General features: G+C 33.9%; 25 protein-coding genes and 1 other annotated feature. Of the genes, 24 read left to right on the top strand and 1 reads right to left on the bottom strand.

Translation table 11 applies throughout. The features are described 5' to 3' along the window. The 4 genes from ftsZ to sigG all read left to right on the top strand — a co-directional run bounded on the left by ftsZ (position 1) and on the right by sigG (position 3889). Entirely contained in the window at positions 1–1143 is a 1143-nt protein-coding gene (ftsZ, locus tag ACFOZ1_RS05790; protein ID WP_390196987.1) for a cell division protein FtsZ, read from the top strand. 247 nt (positions 1144–1390) lie between these two features. Continuing rightward, positions 1391–2281: a sigma-E processing peptidase SpoIIGA gene (spoIIGA, locus tag ACFOZ1_RS05795; RefSeq protein WP_390196990.1), complete on the top strand. Its 891-nt coding sequence runs from the start codon at positions 1391–1393 to the stop codon at positions 2279–2281. A gap of 23 nt (positions 2282–2304) precedes the next feature. After that, entirely contained in the window at positions 2305–3024 is a 720-nt protein-coding gene (gene sigE, locus ACFOZ1_RS05800) for an RNA polymerase sporulation sigma factor SigE (RefSeq protein ID WP_390196993.1), read from the top strand. 85 nt (positions 3025–3109) lie between these two features. Beyond that, positions 3110–3889, top strand: coding sequence for an RNA polymerase sporulation sigma factor SigG (gene sigG, locus ACFOZ1_RS05805; RefSeq protein ID WP_390196996.1), 780 nt, complete (start codon positions 3110–3112; stop codon positions 3887–3889). Between the two features lie 442 nt (positions 3890–4331). On the opposite strand, the gene ACFOZ1_RS05810 is transcribed toward sigG, so the two are convergent. Continuing rightward, on the bottom strand, positions 4332–4502 hold the full coding sequence (locus ACFOZ1_RS05810) for a YfhD family protein (protein WP_390196999.1): 171 nt from the start codon (positions 4500–4502) through the stop codon (positions 4332–4334). A gap of 183 nt (positions 4503–4685) precedes the next feature. Between ACFOZ1_RS05810 and ACFOZ1_RS05815 the strand changes: the two genes are divergently transcribed. The 20 genes from ACFOZ1_RS05815 (at position 4686) to pyrE (ending at position 25261) form a co-directional block, all read left to right on the top strand. Beyond that, a complete protein-coding gene (locus tag ACFOZ1_RS05815; protein WP_390197002.1) occupies positions 4686–4952 on the top strand; it encodes a YlmC/YmxH family sporulation protein in 267 nt (88 codons plus the stop codon). 262 nt (positions 4953–5214) lie between these two features. Then, positions 5215–6009 carry a peptidoglycan editing factor PgeF gene (gene pgeF / locus ACFOZ1_RS05820; protein ID WP_390197005.1) on the top strand — a complete coding sequence of 265 codons (795 nt, stop codon included), beginning with the start codon at positions 5215–5217 and terminating at the stop codon, positions 6007–6009. A gap of 35 nt (positions 6010–6044) precedes the next feature. After that, positions 6045–6725, top strand: a complete 681-nt coding sequence (locus ACFOZ1_RS05825; RefSeq protein ID WP_390197008.1) for a YggS family pyridoxal phosphate-dependent enzyme — start codon at positions 6045–6047, stop codon at positions 6723–6725. A gap of 13 nt (positions 6726–6738) precedes the next feature. Continuing rightward, positions 6739–7170, top strand: coding sequence for a cell division protein SepF (locus ACFOZ1_RS05830; RefSeq protein WP_390197011.1), 432 nt, complete (start codon positions 6739–6741; stop codon positions 7168–7170). 8 nt (positions 7171–7178) lie between these two features. Further along, positions 7179–7454, top strand: coding sequence for a YggT family protein (locus ACFOZ1_RS05835; RefSeq protein WP_390197014.1), 276 nt, complete (start codon positions 7179–7181; stop codon positions 7452–7454). A gap of 5 nt (positions 7455–7459) precedes the next feature. Then, on the top strand, positions 7460–8233 hold the full coding sequence (locus ACFOZ1_RS05840) for a YlmH family RNA-binding protein (RefSeq protein WP_390197016.1): 774 nt from the start codon (positions 7460–7462) through the stop codon (positions 8231–8233). 81 nt (positions 8234–8314) lie between these two features. Further along, a complete protein-coding gene (locus tag ACFOZ1_RS05845) occupies positions 8315–8821 on the top strand; it encodes a DivIVA domain-containing protein (protein ID WP_390197018.1) in 507 nt (168 codons plus the stop codon). Positions 8822–8873: 52 nt separating this feature from the next. Further along, positions 8874–9093: a binding site (T-box leader), on the top strand. A gap of 105 nt (positions 9094–9198) precedes the next feature. Beyond that, entirely contained in the window at positions 9199–11943 is a 2745-nt protein-coding gene (ileS, locus tag ACFOZ1_RS05850; protein WP_390197021.1) for an isoleucine--tRNA ligase, read from the top strand. Positions 11944–12087: 144 nt separating this feature from the next. Next, the gene (gene lspA / locus ACFOZ1_RS05855) at positions 12088–12555 is read left to right on the top strand and encodes a signal peptidase II (RefSeq protein WP_390197022.1); all 468 of its coding nucleotides are present in this window, start codon (positions 12088–12090) and stop codon (positions 12553–12555) included. Further along, on the top strand, positions 12555–13469 hold the full coding sequence (locus ACFOZ1_RS05860; protein ID WP_390197025.1) for an RluA family pseudouridine synthase: 915 nt from the start codon (positions 12555–12557) through the stop codon (positions 13467–13469). The genes lspA and ACFOZ1_RS05860 overlap by 1 nt, the downstream gene beginning before the upstream one ends. Positions 13470–13644: 175 nt before the next feature. Beyond that, entirely contained in the window at positions 13645–14190 is a 546-nt protein-coding gene (gene pyrR / locus ACFOZ1_RS05865; protein ID WP_390197027.1) for a bifunctional pyr operon transcriptional regulator/uracil phosphoribosyltransferase PyrR, read from the top strand. 210 nt (positions 14191–14400) lie between these two features. Beyond that, positions 14401–15783: a solute carrier family 23 protein gene (locus ACFOZ1_RS05870; protein ID WP_390197029.1), complete on the top strand. Its 1383-nt coding sequence runs from the start codon at positions 14401–14403 to the stop codon at positions 15781–15783. 29 nt (positions 15784–15812) lie between these two features. Next, a complete protein-coding gene (locus ACFOZ1_RS05875; protein WP_390197032.1) occupies positions 15813–16742 on the top strand; it encodes an aspartate carbamoyltransferase catalytic subunit in 930 nt (309 codons plus the stop codon). After that, complete coding sequence (locus ACFOZ1_RS05880) at positions 16702–17982, top strand: dihydroorotase (protein WP_390197033.1); 1281 nt, start codon at positions 16702–16704, stop codon at positions 17980–17982. The genes ACFOZ1_RS05875 and ACFOZ1_RS05880 overlap by 41 nt, the downstream gene beginning before the upstream one ends. Next, complete coding sequence (locus tag ACFOZ1_RS05885) at positions 17979–19076, top strand: carbamoyl phosphate synthase small subunit (RefSeq protein WP_390197035.1); 1098 nt, start codon at positions 17979–17981, stop codon at positions 19074–19076. The genes ACFOZ1_RS05880 and ACFOZ1_RS05885 overlap by 4 nt, the downstream gene beginning before the upstream one ends. Continuing rightward, entirely contained in the window at positions 19076–22276 is a 3201-nt protein-coding gene (gene carB, locus ACFOZ1_RS05890) for a carbamoyl-phosphate synthase large subunit (protein WP_390197038.1), read from the top strand. The genes ACFOZ1_RS05885 and carB overlap by 1 nt, the downstream gene beginning before the upstream one ends. Then, a complete protein-coding gene (locus tag ACFOZ1_RS05895; RefSeq protein ID WP_390197040.1) occupies positions 22273–23034 on the top strand; it encodes a dihydroorotate dehydrogenase electron transfer subunit in 762 nt (253 codons plus the stop codon). Before carB ends, ACFOZ1_RS05895 begins: the two co-directional genes overlap by 4 nt. Continuing rightward, a complete protein-coding gene (locus tag ACFOZ1_RS05900; protein WP_390197043.1) occupies positions 23031–23945 on the top strand; it encodes a dihydroorotate dehydrogenase in 915 nt (304 codons plus the stop codon). Before ACFOZ1_RS05895 ends, ACFOZ1_RS05900 begins: the two co-directional genes overlap by 4 nt. Continuing rightward, positions 23938–24642, top strand: a complete 705-nt coding sequence (gene pyrF, locus ACFOZ1_RS05905; protein ID WP_390197046.1) for an orotidine-5'-phosphate decarboxylase — start codon at positions 23938–23940, stop codon at positions 24640–24642. The genes ACFOZ1_RS05900 and pyrF overlap by 8 nt, the downstream gene beginning before the upstream one ends. Next, on the top strand, positions 24635–25261 hold the full coding sequence (gene pyrE, locus ACFOZ1_RS05910) for an orotate phosphoribosyltransferase (protein WP_390197049.1): 627 nt from the start codon (positions 24635–24637) through the stop codon (positions 25259–25261). Before pyrF ends, pyrE begins: the two co-directional genes overlap by 8 nt. Positions 25262–25270: the final 9 nt, after the last annotated feature.

A 25270-nucleotide genomic window follows, 5' to 3' on the forward strand; every position in this document is an offset into this window, starting at 1 on the left:
ATGTTAGATTTTGATACGAATATGGATCAACTAGCATCAATTAAAGTAATTGGTGTTGGTGGAGGCGGAAGCAACGCTGTAAATCGAATGATTGAGCACGGAGTACAAGGCGTTGATTTTATCGCTGTAAATACAGATGCACAAGCATTAAATTTATCTAAAGCCGAAGTGAAAATGCAATTAGGTACGAAGTTAACTCGTGGGTTAGGTGCAGGAGCAAATCCTGAAGTTGGTCGCAAAGCTGCGGAAGAAAGTAAGGAACAACTTGAAGAAGTACTAAAAGGTGCGGATATGGTGTTTGTTACAGCAGGAATGGGTGGAGGTACTGGAACTGGTGCTGCACCAGTCATCGCCCAAGTTGCTAAAGAATTAGGAGCACTAACTGTAGGTGTTGTGACAAGACCATTTACATTTGAAGGTAGAAAACGCGCTACACAAGCAGTAAGTGGAATTGAAGGTTTAAAAAGCAATGTAGACACACTTATCGTGATTCCGAATGATCGCTTATTAGAGATTATCGATAAAAATACGCCAATGTTAGAAGCATTCCGTGAAGCGGATAATGTATTACGTCAAGGTGTTCAAGGTATTTCTGATTTAATTGCAACTCCAGGGTTAATTAACGTAGACTTTGCAGATGTGAAAACAATTATGGCTGACAAAGGTTCTGCACTAATGGGTATTGGGATTGCTACAGGTGAGAACAGAGCTGCAGAGGCTGCAAAGAAAGCTATATCTTCTCCATTATTAGAAACATCTATTGATGGTGCTCATGGTGTGTTAATGAATATTACTGGTGGTACAAATCTTAGTTTATATGAAGTACAAGAAGCTGCAGATATCGTAACATCAGCTGCTGACCAAGAAGTAAATGTGATTTTCGGCTCAGTAATTAATGAAGATTTAAAAGATGAAATTGTTGTAACAGTCATTGCTACTGGTTTTGATGAAGCACAATTAAAAAATGCTCAAAATAAACCAAAACCAGCATTCCAACAAAAACAACCAGTTAATCGTGAGAAAGATGAGAAGCAACAAGAAACAGCTCATGCACAGACTGCTTCTTCAGCAAGTAGAACTAAACCACAAGAAGATACACTAGATATTCCTACATTCTTACGAAATAGAAACCGAAGAAGATAATTAAGTTCTGAGTTAATATCTATAGATACAAAAGCATGTCACAATTAGAAGTGGCATGCTTTTTCTTTTTTCCTGCAAATTAAAAAATACTCATCTAAAAAAATTTCAGTATGAAAAGAAGATTCAACAAAATCAGTGAAAACATCTTAAAAATAGAGCGTATTTTCATCCTTCATTTGACAGATTTTTAATCATTCATCTTTTATACTAAATATATCTTTTAAATTGTTATACGGAGCGTATGTCTGTGATAGTTTATGTGGAAATGATTTGGATAATAAATTGGTTAATTGATTGGTCCATTCTCTTGTTAACACAATCTGTTTTATATATACATGTTAAATGGACTCGTGTTTGTTTCGCAGGATTGATTGGATCTTTGATTGTACTATTACAAGTATTCTTTCCTCATCTTTATTTTGAACAATGGTATATCAAATTTCTCCATTCTGTTGTCATGATACTAGTTGCATTTGGTTTTATTTCGTTTTCAGAGATGATGAAACGATTATTCACATTTTATTTCATGACATTCACTATAGGTGGAGGCTTACTAGGCATTCACTTTATGTTTGATAACTCAAATTTGTTTGAAAATGAAGTTAGATTGTCATCATCAGAAATTCATGTAATATTTGTCGCTATTTTATTTCCTGCTATTTGTATTTTTACAAAAAAAAGAATGGACAAGCATAAGTATTTTCAATTTAAAAAAGATTTCTTGTATCAAGTAAGTGTACTATGGCGAAATAAGCAGGCTTATGTCTCAGGTTATGTGGATAGTGGCAATCATTTAATTGATCCTCTTACAAATAAACCTGTGATTATTGGTGATGAGAACTTTCTTGAACCATTATTTAATTGTGAAGAGTGGAAAGAATTGGTGGAGTGGTATCGCTTATTAGAAGAAGGTGCAATGCCGGAGGATTGTCCATATCGTTTAGTGCCATACAAAGGAATTAATGGCGAAACGAAGTGGTTAATTGCATTTTCACCAGATAAAGTAAGCATATACTTAGATAAAAATCACCAACATGAATGTGAGGATGTGTTGATTGGAGTTAAATTAGGCACATTAGTCTCAGATAATAGCTATCACTGTTTGCTCCATCCTAAACTCTTTTTAGATGTTAGTTAAGTACATAATGAGGAGTGGTATGTATGATTGAAATGAAAACAAAATATAAACAAATGTGGATGAAAATATTAAAAAAACTAGGTTATGTGGATGAAGAGATTTTTTATATTGGTGGTAGTGAAGCATTGCCACCACCTCTATCAAAAGAGGAAGAATTTGAATTAATTAATAAACTACCAAACGGAGACAAGGCTGCAAGAGCGATGTTAATTGAACGAAATTTACGATTAGTTGTCTATATTGCAAGGAAGTTTGAGAATACCGGAATTAATATAGAGGATTTAATCAGTATTGGAACAATTGGTTTAATTAAAGCGATTAATACATTTAATCCAGAAAAAAAGATAAAATTAGCAACATATGCATCAAGATGTATTGAAAATGAAATCCTCATGTATTTAAGAAAGAATAATAAAATAAAAACAGAAGTTTCTTTTGATGAACCTTTAAATGTAGATTGGGATGGAAATGAGTTATTACTTTCTGATGTGTTAGGGACGGATGAAGATGTCACATTTAAAGATTTGGAACAAGATGTAGACAAAGTGCTATTAAAGAATGCGTTAGAACAACTAAATGGTAGAGAAAAGCAAATCATGGAACTACGATTTGGTCTTGTTAATAATGAGGAAATGACGCAGAAAGATGTTGCTGATATGTTAGGTATATCACAATCATATATTTCAAGATTAGAAAAGAAAATTATTAAAAGATTACAAAAAGAATTTAATAAAATGGTTTAATTTGTAATTGGATTAAAAATGCATAAATACTTCCCGATTGGTGATACTGAACTTTGAGAAGGATCTCCAATCGGGAGGGTACAATATGACAAGACATAAAGTAGAAATATGTGGGGTAGATACTTCTACATTACCAGTACTAAAAAATGAAGAAATGCGAAAATTATTTAGAGAAATGCAAGCTGGAGATCAAACAGCACGTGAAAAATTAGTGAATGGTAATCTTCGTTTGGTATTAAGTGTGATACAAAGATTTCATAATCGTGGTGAGTATGGTGATGATTTATTTCAAGTAGGGTGTATTGGCTTACTTAAGTCCATCGACAATTTTGATTTAGGTCAAAATGTGAAATTTTCAACGTATGCAGTACCTATGATTATTGGAGAAATTAGAAGATACTTAAGAGATAATAATCCAATTCGCGTGTCAAGGTCGTTAAGGGATATAGCATATAAAGCGTTACATGCGCGTGAAAAATTAATGAGTGAAACATCAAAAGATCCTTCTCCAGCGGAAATCGCAAATGAACTTGAAGTTCCAGTAACAGATGTAATATTCGCACTAGATGCCATTCAAGACCCTGTCTCTTTATTTGAACCGATTTTTAATGATGGTGGCGATCCAATCTATGTCATGGATCAAGTGAGTGATGATAGTATCAAAGACAATGATTGGATTAATCATTTATCGATTAAAGAAGGAATGAGAAGATTAAATAATCGTGAAAAAATGATATTGAATAAGCGTTTTTTTCAGGGGAAAACCCAAATGGAAGTAGCTGAGGAAATTGGCATTTCACAAGCGCAAGTTTCAAGACTAGAAAAAGCAGCTATAAAAGAAATGAATAAAGAAATGTTTGAGTAATAAACGAAAAAAGGGAAGTCTTTAAATAAATTTCTTTATTACAAGAAAAAAGTATGGACATACCTATTATTTTTAACACAAAACACGAACGATGCCATATGTATTGGTTTGCAATAAAAAATAATTCGACACTACTTTAAATTAGTAATGATTGTGCGCGGACAATCTGTATTGGTTGCCAAGCACATATAGAATCTCTAAATTATCCAATGAAGTTATATCTTGTTTTTCTTTCAACACACACAAAATCCAAACGATTCGATGAATAGCTTTCGAATCGTTTGGATTTTTTAAAGTGAAGGAATTCTTGTATCTCCATCTCTACTTGAATATTCATTACATTGTAGGGAATTTCGTGTAATTAAGTTCTTACTTTCTTAAATTAGAATCACAGCTGTTATTTTCTTTTGGAAAATGTTCGTATCTCTATTAACTGAATTACCTATCTATTATTTCTATTTTTTGCTTTTTTACTTCTTTCTATTGCCTTCATATCGGCTTGATCTGCGAGCTCACCTGAAAATTCTACATCAATGCCATTGTTCTTTTGATTTTTTGGCGTTTGAGGTAATCCATTCTTATTGTTTTTTGATTTATGCTCGTCTTTACCCACGCTATTCACCTCTTGATTAGTTTTGAGAGATCATTGCTCTCTCGATATTAGTTTATCCAAGTCATTCACAGCCATTCCAATAGATATTGATAAATATTTGGTAATTAGAATTTGTAAAATCATTTAAATTCACACCATAATTTACTTTTGTACACATATATATAAATAAGGATGGTGATTAAAATGATTACATTATCGTCAATGCAAATGAAAGATATTGTTTATATAGAAGACGGAACAAAAATAGGTCATTTAACAGATATTGAAATAAATGTAGAATATGGTAGGATTGTAAGCTTAATCGTTGCAACACAATCTAAAGTTCTAGGGTTTTTTGGGGAGGAAAGAGAAGTGATTATTCCGTGGGAAAATGTCATGAGGATTGGACAGGACGTGATTTTAGTTAAAAAGACGAATTATTATATTAGTGAACCTGCCAAAAGCAATTGAACAATATTATTGTATATTTGTCCGTTTTCGTTATTATTTTCAATGGAAGATATCATTAACTCAAAATAACTAGTGGATACTAGTGACTAAAAAAATTTTAGTAAATCCTGAACTAATTGAAATAAATCGTTCAGGTTTTTCCCTGTGCAGAATCTGCTTCTAGTGTGTATCAATAAATAGGTTAAAATCAGCAAAAATCATTAAAAATTGGGAACTTTCGTGATTTTGTGATAAAATATTTCTAAAGTAGGAGCGATTGAGAATGAACCCATTTTTTTATGACAAAGATAAAGAAATATTATTTATTGATAGCTGGATAAAAGAGGAAGAAATCATTGCTGGATTCACAACTAAATATGGCGGTTATAGTAAAGGTGCATATGCTTCAAATAACCAAGGCCTACATGTCGGAGATAGTAAAAACGATGTAGTAAGAAATAGAGAATTGCTTGCAAAGAATTGTGGTACCTCTTTACAACAATGGATTTTTGCAGAACAAATACATGATAGTAATATCCATATTGTGACAGAGCAAGATGGTGGACGTGATGCAAAAAGTTTGCATGATGTTATTGCAGATATAGATGGTTTGATAACAATGAAAAATAATAAGATAGCAGCTTTAATGTTTGCTGATTGTGTACCTATATTCATGTACAGTAAAATAGACAAGGTTGCAGCAATACTTCATGCAGGATGGAAAGGTTCTGTGAAAGAAATTGCGAAACAAGCTATCAAGCAATTGGATGAGCTAGGTGTAAGTTTGAAGAATCTAGAAATTGTAATTGGACCTGCTATTTGTAAGACCTGTTATGAAGTGAGCGAAGAAGTCATTAATCAAATTCCGAAAAAGCATATGGAATGTTATGAAATAATAGATAATGCATATCATTTAGATTTAAAACAGTTAAATTATTTACAATTGAAGGACAGTGGAATTGATAGTTCGCAAATAGTCGTATCAAATTATTGTACAGTGGAGTCAGACTTGTTTTTTTCTCATCGAAGAGACAATGGAAAAACTGGGAGAATGTTAGGTTTTATTGGCTTTAAATAACAAAAAATAATTTTTAAAGGAGTATGCTCATTTCAATGACTGTTGCAGAAAATTTAGTAAATATTCAGAACAATATAAGAAAAGCGTGCGAAAAAGCAAATCGTAAAATAGAAGATATTACAATAATTGGTGTGACGAAATATGTTTCAATCGAACGAACAATAGAAGCTATTGATTCAGGTGTGAAGCACATTGGTGAGAATAGACCTGAAGGATTATTAAGTAAAAAAGAGTCCATTGCCAATGAAGCAATATGGCATTTTATTGGAACACTTCAATCAAGAAAAGTAAAAGATGTCATTGACCATGTTGATTATATTCATTCATTAGATCGAATGTCACTTGCAAAAGAAATAAATAAGCGACAAGAAAAAAAAATCAATTGTTTTGTTCAAGTAAATACGAGTGGAGAACAATCTAAGCATGGGTTGAATGAAGAAGAAGTGCATGCTTTTATTCAACAATTAAAAGAATACCCTTCTATTCATGTAGTTGGTTTAATGACAATGGCACCACATGTTACAGATGAGACTGTGTTACGTACGACATTTAGAAAGCTAAAGTTATTAAAAGAAGAAATAGAAGAACAACAGTACTCTCATGCCCCGTGCCAATACTTATCGATGGGGATGAGTAATGATTATATGATTGCAATAGAAGAAGGAGCAACTCATATTAGGATAGGTTCAGAGCTTGTAGGCCCATACGAAGAATAGAGGTGTACAGAAGATGGGGATGAAAGGTAAGTTTAAACATTTGTTTGGCTTAGAAGATGAGTATGAAATCGTTCATGAGGAAGAATATGAACAGGAAATAGCGACTAACTCGGTTAATGATGTTAAAGACCGTTCAAAAGTAGTAAGTTTAAAAAGTGTACAATCATCAGCGAAGTTTGTTTTGTGTGAGCCTAGATCATTTAATGAAGTACAAGAAATTGCTGATCATGTAGTAAATCGTAAATCTGTTGTGATTAATTTGCAGCGAGTGGACACACAGGAAGCTCGAAAAATTGTGGATTTTATGAGCGGGACTGTATATGCCCTTTCAGGAAATATTAGAAAGCTGGGTAGCCAGACATTTTTGTGTACACCAGATCAAGTTGAAATAAGCGGTAATATTACTGAGGTAATGGAAGATATTGATATCGAACAAAGGTGGTAAGATAAAGAATGGATGTATTATTTCAAATTATTGGGTATGGCATACAAATATATATGTATGCAATTATTATTTATATTTTGATGTCGTGGTTTCCTGGAGCAAGAGAATCTTCCATTGGCCAACTTTTAGCGAAAATCGTGGAACCTTATTTAGAACCATTTAGAAAAATAATTCCGCCAATTGGTGGGGTTATTGATATTTCTCCAATTGTGGCGATTTTTGTGTTGCAATTTGCAATAGGCGGATTAAATTATCTTTATCGTATTATTGTGTTTGGTTTTTAATAAAAATGGATATATATCAACATTTTCGTAAAGAAGAAGAACCTTTTATTGATCAGGTAATCAGTTGGCGTTCTCAAGTGACGAATCGGTATGAAGTAAAGCTGACAGATTTTTTACATCCAAGGGAACAACACATATTTGAAAATGTAATTGGGAATGATGAAACACTGCAATTACATTTTTATGGCCTATGGGATAATGCAGAAAGAAAGCGTGCAGTTTTAGCCCAATATTATGAACAAATTGAAGATAAAGATTTTGAAGTGGTAGTATTACAAGCTAAATTTAATGAAAAATTTATTAAAATGGAACATCGAGATGTTTTAGGTGCTTTTTTGTCAGCAGGAATAAAACGAGATAAATTGGGTGATTTGGTTATTCAAAATGGAGTCATTCAAATTTTAGTTTGTAAAGATATATCTACATATTTAATGGCAAATGTAACCTCAATAAAACGTGCCAATCTTGAATTTACTGAAGTGAGTGCACAACATAAACTAACTAGTCAAAATGATTGGTCGACATTTCACACAACTTGCTCGTCGTTACGCTTAGATGTCTTGATTAAAGAGATGTATAACATATCTAGACAGCTTGCTTCTGATTCAATAAAAAAAGGACATGTGAAAGTAAATCACCAATTGATTGATCAACCTGCATATCTAATTGAAGCAAATGATATGATTTCTGTTAGAGGTAAAGGAAGAACCCGCTTAGATTCGTTCGATGGTAGATCAAAAAAAGATAAATTGAAGATTACATATTCTAAATTGTTATAACAATAAAAAATTTTTGTTTTCTTATTCGATAATTGTGGTACGATAGATATAACTTTTCATTAGAAATAGGAGGTGGCCAGTGTGCCGTTAACACCACTTGATATTCACAATAAGGAATTTGCTAGAGGGTTTAGAGGGTATGATGAAGATGATGTTAATGAGTTTCTAGATCAGATTATTAAAGATTACGAGACAATAATAAGAGAAAAAAAAGAATTGAAAGATCAAGTAGACCAATTAAACGAAAAATTAAATCATTTTTCTAATATTGAGACAACGCTCAATAAGTCCATACTAGTTGCCCAAGAGACTGCAGAAGAAGTGAAAGAAAATGCAAAGAAAGAATCGAAATTAATAATTAAGGAAGCAGAAAAAAATGCAGATAGAATTATTAATGAGGCATTACATAAGTCTAGAAAAATCGCTTTAGAAGTGGAAGAACTGAAAAAACAAGCAAAAGTTTTCCGAACAAGATTAAAAATGTTAGTAGAAGCTCAATTAGATTTGTTAGAAAATGATGATTGGGATAATGTATTCGATACAGAAATTGAAGAAATGAAAAATAAGGAAGAATCGAATTCATATTAATCTTGACGAATATGCAATATTTCACTATAATCTTATTACAATTAAATCAATTATAATAACGTTGATTGGGACAGTAAGTGAATACAATCTGTTTAAAGCGAATTAGGGAAGGTGTAAGCCTAATAGCAGATATTCATTGAACATCACCCATGAGTTAATATTCTGAATGTAAGTAAGAATATTCGTTTTGTTCACGATACGAATAGACTAAGGTGGATAATTGTTTGAAATTATCTATAAGGGTGGTACCGCGAGTTCTTCTCGTCCCTTTTTGGGGATAGAAGGGCTTTTTTTAATTCATTTTAATAATAAGCTTTAAATTAAATCGATAATTTTCTACATGAATAAGATACAAGATTAAAAGGAGGAAACAGATAATGGATTATAAACAAACATTAAATATGCCTCAAACAGCTTTTCCTATGCGAGGTAATTTGCCAAATAAGGAACCAGGGCTTCAAGAAAAATGGGAAGCAGAGAAATTATATGAGAAAGTTCAAAGTAAAACACAAGATAGGCCGTTATTCGTTCTTCATGATGGACCGCCATATGCAAATGGAGATATTCATATGGGGCATGCGCTTAATAAAGTATTAAAAGACTTTATAGTTAAGTACAAATCAATGACAGGCTTTCAAGCGCCATATGTGCCAGGATGGGACACACACGGATTACCAATTGAATCGGCATTAGCGAAAAAGAAAGTAAACCGAAAAAAGATGTCAGTAGCGGAATTCCGCCAAAAGTGTGCAGAATATGCTTTAAAGCAAGTAGATAATCAAAGAGAACAATTCAAACAATTAGGTGTAAGAGGGGATTGGGATAATCCTTACGTTACATTAAATAAAGAATACGAGGCAGAGCAAATAAAAGTATTTGGTGAAATGGCGAAAAAAGGATACATTTATAAAGGATTAAAACCAGTTTATTGGTCTCCATCTTCTGAATCTGCATTAGCTGAAGCGGAAATCGAATATCAAGATAAGCGATCTGCTTCGATTTATGTTGCATTTGATGTACTAGATGGTAAAGGTTTATTAGATGGTGATGAAAAATTCATTATTTGGACTACTACACCATGGACAATTCCTGCAAACTTAGCTATTTCACTACATCCAGATTTAACTTATATCGTAGTTAAAGAAGATGCAACTAAGTATGTGATTGCAGAAGCGATGTTAGAAAAAGTAAAAGATAAACTTGAATGGAATAATCCTGAGGTTATCAAACAATTTACTGGGAAAGAAGCAGAACATATCGTTGCCAAACACCCAATTTATGATAGAGATTCTTTAATTATTCTAGGTGATCATGTGACAACGGAGAGTGGTACAGGTCTTGTACACACGGCACCTGGTCACGGGGAAGATGACTTTGTTGTTGGGAAAAAGTATGGTTTAGACGTATTATGCCCTGTTGATGAAAAAGGTGTTTTCACAGATGAAGCACCTGGATTTGAAGGATTATTCTATGATGAAGCAAACAAAAAAGTAACGGAATTATTAAATGACAATCATGCATTACTTAAAATGGAATTTATTACACACTCCTATCCGCATGATTGGCGTACGAAAAAACCAACAATATTCCGTGCGACAAATCAATGGTTTGCATCAATTAAAGATTTCCGTGAAGAAATTTTAGCAGAAATTGAACGTGTAAATTGGGTACCTAAATGGGGTGAAACAAGATTATATAATATGGTCCGTGATCGCGAAGATTGGTGTATTTCACGTCAACGTACATGGGGTGTACCAATTCCGGTATTCTACGGTGAGGATAAAACACCAATCATTACAGATGAAACCATTTCTCATGTTGCTCAATTGTTTAGTGAGCATGGATCTAATATTTGGTTTGAGTGGGAAACAAAAGATTTGTTACCTGAAGGATTTGCTTCTGAACATAGTCCTAATGGAACATTTACCAAAGAAACAGATATTATGGATGTTTGGTTTGACTCCGGTTCTTCTCATGCTGGTGTTCTGCATCATCGCGAGGAACTTAGAAGACCTGCCGATGTCTATTTAGAAGGATCTGATCAATATCGTGGATGGTTTAACTCATCTATTTCTACTTCTGTTGCGGTAACAGGAAAATCACCATATGAAACAGTTATCTCACATGGATTTGTTTTAGATGGTAAAGGAAGAAAAATGAGTAAATCAGTAGGAAATGTCGTTGTTCCTTCAAAAATTATGAAGCAATATGGTGCTGATATTTTAAGGTTATGGGTTGCATCAGTTGATTATCAAGCAGATGTTCGTATTTCAGATGATATTATTAAACAAACATCTGAAGGGTATCGCAAAATTAGAAATACATTCCGCTTTTTGCTAGGTAATTTAGATGATTTCAGATTAATCAATCGTGTGGAAGATGATAATTTAGAAGAAGTCGACAAATATATGTTAATCAAATTACAAAATGTAATTGACAAAGTAAGAAATGCGTATGAGAATTATGACTTTTCAACAGTTTATCAAACAATTCATCATTTCTGCAGTATTGATTTAAGTTCATTCTACTTGGATTTCGCTAAAGATATTTTATATATTGAAGCAAATGATCATCCACGTAGAAGAAGTATTCAAACAGTTTATTATGAAATAGTTACAACGTTAGCTAAATTATTGTCACCGATTTTAACACATACAATGGAAGAAATTTGGTCATTTATTCCTGATGTGGAAGAAGAATATGTGCAATTGTGTGACATGCCTGATGCAAAAGAAATTGCAAATGCGAATGCAATTGAAGAAAAATGGGACTTCTTCATGGAAATAAGAGATGATATTCTTAAAGGGCTTGAAGAAGCAAGAACAAATAAAATTATCGGAAAATCTTTAGAAGCAAATGTAAAAATAAAAGCGAATAACGATCATGTCGCTCATGTGATGAGAGAAATACCACATTTACATCAGCTATTAATCGTTTCAAATGTCGAATGGGTTGATGAGATTACAGATGGTAAAGAATATGACTATGTAACAGTAGACATTTCTAAGCACGAAGGAGAAACGTGTGAACGTTGCTGGGTAATCTCGGATACTGTTGGAACAGACGAAGCACATCCTTCACTTTGTACTAGATGTGCAACAGTTGTAAAAGAGAATTACTAATCAATTGTGTGAAGAAGCTTCCAGTTAGTATGGAAGCTTCTTTATTTTTAATAGTTGCGTAAGGTCATATATAAACTTCTTGCGTATTCATGCTATAATGAAAAATAGTTTGTAGATGAATTTAGAATAATAGAGGTGAAAGTCATGTGGATTTACGTATTAGCAAGTGTAGTGATTTTATTAGATCAATTTAGCAAGTGGTTAGTTGTGAAGAATATGGAACTTGGAGAACAGATAACCATTATTAGAGATATCTTTTATCTTACATCACATCGGAACACTGGTGCAGCATGGGGGATATTAGCTGGACAAATGATGTTTTTTTATATTATTACACTTATTGTTATAGGATTTGTGGTATATTATATACAAAAACATGCCAAAGAAAGCAAGCTGTTAGGAGTAGCATTAGCGTTCGTATTAGGTGGAGCAATTGGTAATTTTATTGATCGTTTGTTTAGAAAAGAAGTGGTAGATTTCTTTGACATTTATATTGGCTCATATAATTATCCAATTTTCAATATTGCTGATTCAGCATTAGTAGTTGGAGTTGTGTTGATTTTCATTGCAACAATTCTTGAAGAGCGAAGAAATAAAGGAGCAAAAAAGTAATGTGTAAAACAGAACATATTGTGCAACAAGAGGAAAAAGGTACGAGAATAGACAAATTGTTGGTTGATGTTACGGAGGACTACTCTAGATCTCAAATTAAAACATGGTTTGATAAAAAACTTGTCAAAGTAAATGGAAATCATGTCAAACCTAATTATACATGTCAAGAAGACGATAACGTAGAATGGCAAATTCCGATAGCAGAGCCATTAGAAGTAACTGCTAAAAATATTCCTATTGATATTACTTATGAAGACAACGATATATTAGTTGTGAATAAGAAAAGTGGTATGGTCGTACATCCATCAGCTGGTCATTATACAGATACATTAGTAAATGCTTTATTGTATCATTGTGATGATTTATCAGGTATTAATGGTATCAAAAGACCAGGTATTGTACACCGAATAGACAAGGATACAAGTGGATTATTAGTCGTAGCAAAACATGATAAAGCGCACGAGAATCTTGCAAATCAAATGAAAGAGAAAAAAATAAAACGAGAGTATTATGCTTTAGTACATGGAGATATCCCTCATGAATACGGGACGATAGATGCGCCAATTGGTAGAAGTACAAAAAATAGACAGTTGATGGATGTTGTTGAAAATGGAAAAAATGCCATTACCCATTTTGAAGTTGTCGAGAGATTTTATGGTGAGTATACATTGGTGAAGTGTATTTTAGATACTGGAAGAACACACCAAATTAGAGTACACATGAAATATATTGGATTTCCAATTGTCGGCGATCCTAAGTACGGACAACGAAAATCGATTGATGTAGATGGACAAGCATTACATGCATATAAATTAACTTTTAATCATCCAATTTCCAATGAACCAATGGAATTTCAAGCGACTTTACCGACAAAATTCGAACAAGTCATACAAAATATCAGAAATAAACATTGACTTTCTTCTATACTTTTGTCATAATTGATACAACATAATATGCCTTTTAATACAGTCCCGTGAGGCTGGAAAAGGAAAAAGATAATACTGAACGTGCTAAGTAATATCTTCCACCCTTTTGTTCCTCATGTGAGCAAAAGGGTTTTCTTATTTAAGGCGTAAAGGAGTTATTTTGATGAACAAAAAAGCGAATGTACTTGATGCGAATGCAATGAAGAGAGCATTGACACGAATAGCTCATGAAATATTAGAACGTAATAAAGGTGTAGAAGGCTTAATGATCGTTGGAATTAAAACACGAGGTGTTCCTATTGCTAATCGTCTAAGAGATCGGATTAGAGAAATTGAAGGAGTAGATGTTCCAATTGGTGAATTAGATATCACTTTATATCGTGATGATCTAACACATATTGACGATCAAAAAGAACCGAAATTGAATGACGCAAATTTGAAAGAACAAGTAACTGGCAAGAATGTTGTTCTAGTTGACGATGTATTATATACAGGTAGAACAGTAAGAGCTGCAATGGATGCATTAATGGACCATGGAAGACCATCTCAAATTCAATTAGCAGTATTAGTAGATAGAGGACATCGAGAATTACCAATAAGAGCAGATTTTATTGGAAAAAATATTCCGACATCACAAAGTGAAATCATTACTGTTGAATTAGAAGAAATCGATCATAACGATAGTGTTAGTATATTTGAAAAAGAATAATAAACCTTTAAATAAGTACAGAGATACTTACAAGGTTGCTGAAGTGATGTGTTGCCATATTTTTGGACACGTCTACCTCTTTGCGACCTTGCAAAGAGGTTTTTTTATATACAAACAGAGTTTTTGAGAATGATGTGAGTTTGTAGAATCAAAAAATACATAATAGATAAAGAATTATATTATATTAGCATGCAAAAGGGGAATACAAAAATGAAAAATGAAAATATTGTACTAGACGTGCAAGAAGTACCAAAACTATCTAAATGGTGGCTCTTTAGTTTACAACATTTGTTTGCAATGTTTGGGTCAACCATATTAGTTCCATACTTAACAGACTTGTCACAAGCAGTTGCTTTAATATCAAGCGGTCTTGGTACATTGGCATATCTACTCATTACAAGAGGACAAATTCCTGCATATTTAGGTTCAAGTTTTGCATTTATTACACCAATAACGAGTGCAATGTTAATCGGTGGTACTGGTGGTGTCATGATTGGAAGTTTTTTTGCAGGAATTGTTTACGGAATATTAGCAATATGTATTAAAATGTTTGGAACGAAATGGATCATTAAAGTATTGCCACCTGTTGTAGTGGGACCAGTCATCATCGTTATCGGATTAGGACTTGCACCTACTGCTGTGGATATGGCAATGAACGTTAATAACGAGTATAGCGGAATTCACTTTAGTACTGCGATTGTCACATTATTAATTACTGTAATTGGTTCATTAATGTTCAAAGGATTTTTTGGACTTATTCCTATATTAATTGGAATAATCGGGGGTTATCTTTATGGATTAATTATCACAATGATTACAGGAGTGAAAGTTTTAGATGCAAGTGGTGTAAGTGCTGCATGGTCCGAAATTATTTCTAGTGAATCATTGACGGAATTACTTAGCTCTATTTTTGTTATGCCAGACTTTGTTATCCCATTTGTCACGTATAATCCAATCGAACTCTTTAATTGGAGTTTCCTATTCATTATGGTTCCTGTCGCAATTGTTACAGTTGCAGAACACATCGGTGATCAAATGGTCTTATCAAAAATAGCTGGACGTAACTTCTTAGAAAAACCAGGATTACATCGATCCATTTTGGGAGATGGCGTTGCTACAATTATTGCTTCATTAGTTGGTGGTCCTCCAAATACTACATATGGTGAGAACATCGGAGTACTTGCAATTACAAGAGTTTTTAGTGTGTTCGTTATTGCTGGTGCAGCAGTACTTGCCATAATGTTCGGATTTGTTGGAATCATCACAGAATTAATTGCATCCATACCAAGGCCAGTAATGGGTGGTGTATCTATCCTACTATTTGGAATTATTGCTTCAAGTGGATTACGTATGTTAATTGACAATCAAATTGATTTAGGTAATAAACGAAATTTAATTATCTCTTCAGTTATTTTAGTCATCGGTATAGGTGGAGCATATATAGAAATTCCTATCAAAAATGCAGAGAATTTGCATATTGCGGGAATGGCTTTATCTGCAATCATAGGTTTATTGTTAAATTTAATTTTACCTGGTAAAGATTCTGGATACGGAAATGGACAGTTATTTGAATCATCTGAAGACAACAAATGAGTTTAACATAGGAAAAGGGGAGATGTATCATGCGACATTTTGTTTCAATGCAAGATTTAACAGAACAAGAAATACTTTTATTAGTAAAACAAGCAGATAATATAAGTATTCATGGTGCACAACCATTAGAAAAACAGCTTTTTGCCGCAAACCTTTTTTTTGAACCAAGTACACGTACAAAAATGAGTTTTGTTGTTGCACAAAGGCGACTAGGATTAAATGTATTAGACTTTATGTCAGAAGTTTCGAGTGTTACAAAAGGTGAAAGTATATATGATACAATTCGTACATTTGAATCGATTGGTGCAAACTTAATCGTATTAAGGCATCAAGAAGCAAATATCGCAAAAAAATTAAGTGAAATGATCAAAACCCCGATCATTAATGCTGGTGATGGTACAGGTGAACATCCAACTCAATCATTATTAGATTTAGTAACTATCTATCAAGAGTTCCAACAATTTCGCGATTTGAAAGTGGTTATTGCTGGTGATATTAAACATAGTAGGGTGGCTAGATCAAATGCATATGCCCTAAGTACTCTAGGTTGTAAAGTGTATTTAACGGGAATAGCAGAGTGGCATGATGATTCGTTATCCTATCCGTATATTACGATGGATGAAGCTGTAGAGACGGCGGACATTTTAATGTTATTACGGATTCAACATGAAAGACATCAAGCTGATTCCATACTCAATACGAATGATTATCTACAACAATTTGGTTTGACTGTAGATAGAGAAAAAAGAATGCAAAAACATGCTATTATTATGCATCCTGCTCCAGTAAATCGAAATGTAGAAATTGAAGATTCCTTAGTTGAGTGTGAGAGGTCACGTATTTTTAAACAAATGCAAAATGGAGTTTTTGCAAGAATGGCTGTTATTCAGAGTTTGCTAAATGAGGGAGGAAATTATCATGAAAAAACTAATCACAAACGTCAAACTTTTATCGGATAATGGGGAACTGGTCGAACGCGAACTATTGATTAATAATGGTCTTATAGAAGTAATTGGGTTAGAACTTGATAAAGATAATGTAGAAATCATTAATGGGAATGGTAACTTGTTAGTACCAGGTTTTGTAGATGTTCATGTGCATCTAAGAGAACCAGGTGGAGAAGCAAAGGAAACCATTTTAACTGGAACTTCGTCTGCAGCACGTGGTGGATACACGACAGTATGTGCAATGCCAAATACGCAACCGACACCTGATTCGGTAGAAGTATTAGAACAAGTTCTAAATAGAATTAAAGAAACAGCAAAAATTAGAGTGTTACCTTATGCTTCTATTACACAGAGATTGATAGGAGATACGTTAACAGATATGGAAGCATTAAAAGAAAAGGGTGCATTTGCATTTACAGATGATGGTGTTGGTGTACAATCTGCAGATATGATGTTACAAGCAATGAATATTGCTGCTTCGATTAATATGCCGATAGTTGCACATTGTGAAGAAAATACGCTTATTCATAATGGTGTGATGCACGAAGGAGAAGTAAGTAAGCAATTGGGTCTTAAAGGTATTCCTTCTATATGTGAATCAGTACAAATAGCTAGAGATGTATTACTAGCTGAAGCTACAGGATGTCATTATCATGTGTGTCATGTGAGCACAAAGGAATCCGTTAGAGTCATAAGAGATGCTAAAAAAGCAGGTATTCATGTTACCGCTGAAGTAACTCCACACCATTTATTATTAAATGAAACAGCAATCACAGAAGATGATGCAAATTTCAAAATGAATCCACCTCTACGTGCAAAAGAAGATCAACAAGCATTAATTGATGGATTATTAGATGGCACAATTGATTTTATCGCAACAGATCATGCACCACATACGGAGCAAGAAAAAGCAAATGGGATGAATCAAGCACCATTTGGAATTGTAGGTTTTGAAACAGCATTTAGCTTGTTGCATACACACTTTGTCAAAAAAGGAATATTTACTTTGAAACAATTAATTGATTGGATGACAGTAAAACCAGCAGATGTATTTCAGTTACCTTATGGCAGAATAAATGTTGGAAATAGTGCTGATCTAACAATTATTGATCTAGATAGTAAAGAATCTATTGATAAAACTACATTCTTATCCAAAGGAAAAAATACACCATTTGATCAATGGGAAGTCATTGGTAAGCCAATCACTACTATTTATCATGGAGACATAGTATTTCAGGAGGGGACAAAATGAAAAGACGCTTAATTCTAGAAGATGGAACGATATTTGAAGGACAGGCATTTGGCTCAACAGACGAAAAAATTGGTGAAGTAGTATTTACAACAGGGATGACTGGATACCAAGAAACACTATCCGACCCTTCTTATTGTGGACAGATAGTAACCATGACATATCCGTTAATAGGAAACTATGGCATTAACAAAGATGATTTTGAAACAATTAATCCTGCAATTTTCGGTTTTGTTGTAAAAGAATTTTGCGAAACACCGTCAAACTTTAGAAGTGATGAGAGTTTAAATGAATTTTTAATTGCAAATAATATTCCAGGTATTGCAGGAATTGATACACGTAAGTTAACAAAAATATTACGTAAACATGGAACAATGCGAGGTATATTAACAGCGACTGATGAAGAAGTGACACTTGAACAAGCGTTAGCGAAAATGGAAAATAAAGAGTCATTAACAGATCAAGTTTCTCGTGTTTCTACAATGAAACCATATGTGTCACCAGGTAGAGGATATCGTATCGTATTAGTAGACTTTGGTATGAAACATGGTATTTTAAGAGAATTAACAAAACGTAATTGCCATGTGACTGTAGTACCATACAATTACGGAGCAGAAAACATTTTACGATTGAAGCCAGACGGGATTATGCTAACGAATGGCCCAGGAAATCCAAAAAATGTACCTGAAGCAATTGAAATGATTAAAGAAGTTATTCCAACTGTACCGACATTTGGTATTTGTTTAGGTCATCAATTATTAGCTTTAGCATGTGGTGCGGATACGGATAGATTGAAATTTGGTCATCGTGGCTCAAATCACCCTGTCTATGACTATGAAACAAAGAAAACTTACTTAACATCACAAAACCACGGATATGCTGTAACGGAAGAGTCCATTAAAGCAACAGACTTAGTGTTAACTCAAGTTGCATTAAATGATAAAACAGTGGAAGGTGTGAAACATGCCACTTATCCAGCATTCTCTGTTCAATATCACCCTGAAGCTTCACCAGGTCCAGATGATACGAATTATTTATTTGATAAATTTATGAATACAATTGAATTATACCAAGCAACATTGAAGGAGGAAGCATAATGCCAAAACGTACAGACATTCAAAAAATCTTAGTAATAGGTTCTGGTCCAATTGTAATTGGACAAGCAGCTGAATTTGATTATTCTGGAACACAAGCATGTCAATCACTTAAAGAAGAAGGATACACTGTTATTTTGGCAAATTCTAATCCTGCGACAATCATGACAGATCATACGATTGCAGATACTGTATATATGGAGCCATTAACAGTTGAATTCTTATCTAAAATCATTCGCAAGGAACGTCCTGATGCAATCTTGCCAACACTTGGTGGACAAACAGGACTAAACTTAGCTGTTGCATTAGACGAATCAGGTATATTAGAAGAAACAAATACAGAATTACTTGGTACAAAGTTAGAAGCAATCCAACAAGCAGAAGATAGAGAAAAATTCAGAACATTAATGAATGAGATTAATGAGCCTGTGCCTGAAAGTCGTATCGTGAATACGGTAGACCAAGCATTAGAATTTGCTGATGAAATAGGTTATCCATTAATCGTCCGTCCTGCATATACACTCGGTGGAACTGGTGGAGGTATGTGTTATAACGAAAAAGATTTGCGTGAGATTACTAGAAATGGATTAGCTTTATCTCCAGTAAGTCAATGTTTAATCGAAAGAAATATTGCAGGATTTAAAGAAATTGAATATGAAGTAATGCGCGACAAGAATGACCAAGCAATTGTTGTATGTAATATGGAGAATATTGATCCAGTTGGTATTCATACAGGTGATTCAATTGTTGTTGCACCATCTCAAACTTTAAGTGATAGAGAGTACCAAATGCTTCGATCTGCATCACTAAAAATCATTCGAGCACTTAAAATCGAAGGTGGATGTAACGTTCAGTTAGCATTAGATACAGATAGTTTCCAATATTACATTATTGAAGTAAATCCACGTGTTAGTAGATCGTCTGCACTTGCTTCAAAAGCAACTGGATATCCAATTGCTAAAATTGCAGCGAAAATTGCAATTGGAATGACATTGGATGAAATTATGAATCCAATCACGGAAACAACATATGCTTGTTATGAACCAGCATTAGATTATGTTGTAACAAAATTCCCTCGCTTTCCATTTGATAAATTTGTGTTAGGTAACCGTCAATTAGGTACACAAATGAAAGCAACTGGTGAAGTAATGGCAATTGGACGTAATTTTGAAGAAGCATTACTCAAAGGAATTCGTTCATTAGACATTAGTGGTGAAGATTTTTACTTAGCGAAATTAGAAGAACATTCAATAGAAGAGTTAACAGAAAGATTAGTAAAACCAGATGATGAACGTATTTATGTACTAGCAGAAGTATTGCGTAAAGGAATGACTATTGAAGAAATTCATTCGCTAACAAAAATAGATTTATTTTTCTTAAATAAAATTAAAAATATCATTGATTTTGAAACGAAATTGGCTAACAATATCAACAATATAGATGTATTGAAAGAAGCAAAATTGCTAGGATTATCTGATATGCAAATTGCGAGAACATGGGATGTGGAGATTGATACGATTTATAACTTAAGAAAAGAACAAAATCTCTTCCCTGTTTATAAAATGGTAGATACATGTGCAGCTGAATTCGAATCTGCGACACCATATTTTTATAGCTCTTATGAAGAGGAAAATGAATCTATTTGTTCAGATCGTAAAAAAGTAATTGTTATTGGTTCTGGTCCAATTCGAATAGGACAAGGGATTGAATTTGATTATGCAACAGTTCACTCTGTACTTGCATTAAAAGAAGCAGGTTTTGAAGCAATCATCATGAATAGTAATCCTGAAACGGTTTCGACAGATTTTAGTGTGTCAGATAAGTTATATTTCGAACCATTAACATTAGAAGACGTCATGCATGTGGTGGAGTTAGAAAAACCTGAAGGTGTTATTGTTCAATTTGGTGGTCAAACAGCCATTAACTTAGCTGAGGGTCTAGAAAGAAGAGGAGTGAACATTCTAGGTACTCCATTAACTGCTATCGATACAGCAGAAGACCGTGATAAATTCGAGCAACTATTACAAGAATTAAAAATTCCACAGCCGAAAGGTAAAAGTGTTCGTCAGTTGAACCAAGCAATTGAAGCAGCAAATTCCATTGGATATCCTGTATTAGTACGTCCATCGTATGTTATCGGTGGTTCACAAATGGAAATTGTCTACAATGAAGAAGAATTAGAAAGTTATTTACAAAAAACGAACCATATTAAGCATAAGCACCCTGTATTAATTGATAAGTATTTAACAGGTATTGAAGTAGAAGTAGATGCGATAAGTGATGGGGAAACAACGATTATTCCAGGAGTAATGGAACATATAGAACGAGCAGGTGTACACTCTGGAGATTCTATTGCTGTATATCCAACACAACGTTTATCAAAAGAAATCAAACAAAAATGTGTAGACATTACGATTAACATCGCAGAGAAATTGGGTGTAAAGGGTCTTATTAATATTCAATTTGTTGTGCATAAAAATGAGGTATACGTATTAGAAGTAAATCCTAGAGCAAGTCGTACGATACCATTTTTAAGTAAAATTACTGGTGTAACGATGGCTAATATTGCGACACGCTGTATTATTGGCGAATCGTTGGCTGCAATGGGTTATGAGAGAGGCTTACTCCCAGAACCGAAGACAGTATCAGTAAAAGTTCCTGTTTTCTCATTTGAGAAATTACGTAGTGTGGATACAATGCTTGGGCCTGAAATGAAATCAACGGGTGAAGCGATTGGTCGTGATCGAACCTTGGAAAAAGCATTATACAAAGGATTAACAGCATCAGGTCTTAAGATTCCTATGGAAGGTGCAGTGTTAATTACTGTAGCTGACAAAGATAAAGAAGAAGCAAGCGAAATAGCTAAGAAATTCTTTGAATTAGGCTTTCATCTGTATGCAACTGAAGGAACTGCAAAATATTTAGAATCACTAGGATTAATTGTTACATCAGTTGGAAAAGTAGATGCTGAAGGTAAAAATGTATTGTCGATTATTGAAAAAGGCGAAGTTCAACTTGTTGTCAATTCATTAACATCAGGTAAAAAACCTCGTTCCGACGGATTTAGAATTCGTAGAGAAGCAGTAGAACATGGTGTTCCTTGTTTAACTAGTTTAGACACAGCAGAAGCAATTGTAAATGTAATTGATTCGACAACATTTACTGCAAGACCTGCTGTGGAAGGGAAGGCAGTGGTACTTTGATTACAAAGAAAAGACTTGAAATCATTAGCCATTTACAAATAGCTGAAGCAACATTCGAAGTGACGGTAAAGTCGGATCTCGCAGTAGAATTAAAACCAGGTCAATTTGTTCATATACTAGTGCCAGGCCATATGTTAAGACGACCTATATCTATTGCTAATGTGGATCGTGAACAAAAAACTTTCACGATGATTTTCAAAATATTTGGTGAAGGTACAAAGAAACTAAGTGAATGTCGTTCAGGTGATTATTTAGATATCATCTTACCATGCGGTTCCCATTATCCAATTGAAGAATTAGAACTTGAACATGCATTGCTTGTTGGCGGAGGGATTGGAGTCCCTCCTCTCTATTATCTCGGTCAACAGTTAAAAGAAAAAGGTGTAAAAGTAACAAGTGTACTAGGTTTTCAAGGGAAATCACATGTCTTCTATGAAGAGAAATTTCAACAGTTAGGTGACACATATATTGCTACAAATGATGGCACATATGGTAAGAAAGGCTTTGTAACAGATATCATCAAAGAATTAGATCAACCAATGGATTATTATTTTTCATGTGGTCCGACACCAATGTTACAAGCTGTTACTACTTTATTAGCCAATGAAAAAGGGTACATTTCGTTAGAAGAAAGAATGGGTTGTGGGGTCGGTACATGTTATGCATGTGTTGTTCCATTAAAAAACGATCCAACAAAGAATAAGAAAATCTGTAAAGATGGACCAGTATTTTATGCAAATGAGGTGCTATTAGGATGAATTTAGCTGTACAATTACCAGGTCTTACGTTAAAAAATCCTGTTATGCCTGCCTCAGGTTGTTTTGGGTTTGGAAAAGAATATAGTGAGTTTTATGATTTGAATACATTAGGTGCAATTATTGTGAAAGCTGCTACAGGTGAAGCAAGATATGGTAATCCAACACCAAGAGTAGCAGAAACCTCAAGTGGCATGTTAAATGCAATTGGGTTACAAAATCCTGGCGTGGAAAAAATCATTACAGATGAGTTACCATTTTTACGTCCATTCGATACACCTGTTATTGCAAATGTAGCAGGTAGTACAGTGGATGAATATGTTCATGTAGCAACAACGCTAAATAAGTCTCAGGACATTGCTGCATTAGAGTTGAATATATCATGTCCAAATGTGAAAGAAGGCGGCGTACAATTTGGTACAAATCCTGAGTTAGCGAAAGAGGTAACGTATAAAGTAAAAGAAGCAAGTAACTTTCCTGTATATGTAAAATTATCACCGAATGTTTCAAACATTACCACAATGGCTAAAGCAGTTGTAGATGTGGGAGCTGATGGTCTATCGATGATCAATACATTAACAGGAATGCAAATTAATTTAAAAAAGCGAGCGCCGATTATTGCAAATAAAACAGGTGGCTTATCTGGTCCTGCCATTAAGCCAATAGCAATTCGAATGATTTATGAAGTAAGACAAGCGTTGGATGTACCAATCATCGGTATGGGTGGTATAACAACAGCAGAAGATGTTGTAGAATTTTTGTTAGCTGGAGCTAATGCAGTCGCTGTAGGAACAGCTAATTTCCAAAATCCATACGCATGTCCGGAAATTATTGAGCAACTTCCGCAAGTTTTGTCGGAATATGGATTTTCGAGTGTTGCAGATGCAATAGGGAAGGGGCATGTACATGAATAAACCATTTTTTTTAGCGTTGGATTTTCGTACAGCAGAAGATGTGAAACAATTTATTGAACACAACAAATTATTTGGTGTACCAGTAAAAGTTGGTATGGAATTATTTTACAGAGAAGGTCGTCAAATTATTCAATGGTTGAAAGAACACCATCACCCTATATTTCTCGATCTAAAATTGCATGATATTCCGACTACAGTTGAAAAGGCAATGTTCAATTTGGCAGATTTAGGTGTAGACATCGTGAATGTACATGCATCAGGTGGTAGCGAAATGATTCGCTCAGCCAAAAAAGGGCTTGAAAATGGAGCAAAAGACAAGTTACCTAAACTTATAGCAGTAACTGTTCTTACATCAATGGATGCATCTACATTAAACAATGAATTATGTATTCATGAATCCTTAAATGAAACTGTACTTCGTTTGGCAAAGTTATCTAAAGATAGTGGAGCGGATGGTGTCGTGTGTTCTGCACATGAAGCAAATATAATTAAAGATGCATGCGGTAAAGACTTTTTAACAGTCACACCAGGAATTCGTTTAACAGATTCCAATGTAAATGATCAAAAAAGAGTGGCGACACCAACTTTTGCGAAACAAAATGGTGCGGATTATTTAGTGATTGGACGTAGTATTACGAAAGCAGATAATCCAGCACACAATTACCAACGTGTAATAGAGGAGTGGAACAATGCTTAAGTCAAAAGAAGTGGCAAATGCATTATATGAAATTAGTGCAATTCAAATAAAGCCAGATCGTTCATTTGTTTGGACTTCTGGTATTCATTCACCAATATATTGTGACAATCGCTTAACAATGTCTTATCCAAAGATTCGTAAATTGATAGTGGAACAATTTGTCCAAATGATCGATGAGCTTGATGAGAAGCCAGATGTGATTGCAGGATGTGCAACGGCAGGCATTCCACATGCAGCATGGTTAGCGGAATATTTGGATTTACCTATGGTGTATGTCAGGTCAAAACCAAAAGGTCATGGCAAGCAAAATCAAATTGAAGGAAAAATTGAACGTGGCGATAAAGTACTAGTTATTGAAGACTTAATTTCCACGGGTGGTTCTTCGATTGATAGTGCATTAGTTTTACAAGAAGAAGGAGCAACAGTTTTAAGTGTTTTTGCTATCTTTAGTTATGGATTGAATAAAGCAGTGCAAAGATTTAATCAAGTGAAAATACCTTTTGCTACAATAACTAATTTTGATATTTTAGCAGAAGCATTAGTGGAACAAGGTGAAATAACTACAACGGAAAAAGATAGTCTTATTGAGTGGAGAAATGATTTAGGAAATAAGCAATAATTTCCCGGG

The sequence above is a fragment of the Gracilibacillus marinus genome (genome assembly GCF_042651725.1).
Taxonomy (GTDB): domain Bacteria; phylum Bacillota; class Bacilli; order Bacillales; family Amphibacillaceae; genus Gracilibacillus; species Gracilibacillus marinus.

Excerpts from the sequence above, each read along its gene's own strand:
- ACFOZ1_RS05830 (WP_390197011.1), top strand. The coding sequence starts at position 6,739 with ATGGGGATGAAAGGTAAGTTTAAACATTTGTTTGGCTTAGAAGATGAG.
- pgeF (WP_390197005.1), top strand. The coding sequence starts at position 5,215 with ATGAACCCATTTTTTTATGACAAAGATAAAGAAATATTATTTATTGAT.
- ACFOZ1_RS05870 (WP_390197029.1), top strand. The coding sequence starts at position 14,401 with ATGAAAAATGAAAATATTGTACTAGACGTGCAAGAAGTACCAAAACTA.
- ACFOZ1_RS05840 (WP_390197016.1), top strand. The coding sequence starts at position 7,460 with ATGGATATATATCAACATTTTCGTAAAGAAGAAGAACCTTTTATTGAT.
- ACFOZ1_RS05825 (WP_390197008.1), top strand. The coding sequence starts at position 6,045 with ATGACTGTTGCAGAAAATTTAGTAAATATTCAGAACAATATAAGAAAA.
- carB (WP_390197038.1), top strand. The coding sequence starts at position 19,076 with ATGCCAAAACGTACAGACATTCAAAAAATCTTAGTAATAGGTTCTGGT.
- pyrF (WP_390197046.1), top strand. The coding sequence starts at position 23,938 with ATGAATAAACCATTTTTTTTAGCGTTGGATTTTCGTACAGCAGAAGAT.
- ACFOZ1_RS05860 (WP_390197025.1), top strand. The coding sequence starts at position 12,555 with ATGTGTAAAACAGAACATATTGTGCAACAAGAGGAAAAAGGTACGAGA.
- sigG (WP_390196996.1), top strand. The coding sequence starts at position 3,110 with ATGACAAGACATAAAGTAGAAATATGTGGGGTAGATACTTCTACATTA.
- ftsZ (WP_390196987.1), top strand. The coding sequence starts at position 1 with ATGTTAGATTTTGATACGAATATGGATCAACTAGCATCAATTAAAGTA.
- ACFOZ1_RS05815 (WP_390197002.1), top strand. The coding sequence starts at position 4,686 with ATGATTACATTATCGTCAATGCAAATGAAAGATATTGTTTATATAGAA.
- ACFOZ1_RS05880 (WP_390197033.1), top strand. The coding sequence starts at position 16,702 with ATGAAAAAACTAATCACAAACGTCAAACTTTTATCGGATAATGGGGAA.
- ileS (WP_390197021.1), top strand. The coding sequence starts at position 9,199 with ATGGATTATAAACAAACATTAAATATGCCTCAAACAGCTTTTCCTATG.
- pyrR (WP_390197027.1), top strand. The coding sequence starts at position 13,645 with ATGAACAAAAAAGCGAATGTACTTGATGCGAATGCAATGAAGAGAGCA.
- pyrE (WP_390197049.1), top strand. The coding sequence starts at position 24,635 with ATGCTTAAGTCAAAAGAAGTGGCAAATGCATTATATGAAATTAGTGCA.
- ACFOZ1_RS05835 (WP_390197014.1), top strand. The coding sequence starts at position 7,179 with ATGGATGTATTATTTCAAATTATTGGGTATGGCATACAAATATATATG.
- sigE (WP_390196993.1), top strand. The coding sequence starts at position 2,305 with ATGATTGAAATGAAAACAAAATATAAACAAATGTGGATGAAAATATTA.
- ACFOZ1_RS05875 (WP_390197032.1), top strand. The coding sequence starts at position 15,813 with ATGCGACATTTTGTTTCAATGCAAGATTTAACAGAACAAGAAATACTT.
- ACFOZ1_RS05885 (WP_390197035.1), top strand. The coding sequence starts at position 17,979 with ATGAAAAGACGCTTAATTCTAGAAGATGGAACGATATTTGAAGGACAG.
- lspA (WP_390197022.1), top strand. The coding sequence starts at position 12,088 with ATGTGGATTTACGTATTAGCAAGTGTAGTGATTTTATTAGATCAATTT.
- ACFOZ1_RS05900 (WP_390197043.1), top strand. The coding sequence starts at position 23,031 with ATGAATTTAGCTGTACAATTACCAGGTCTTACGTTAAAAAATCCTGTT.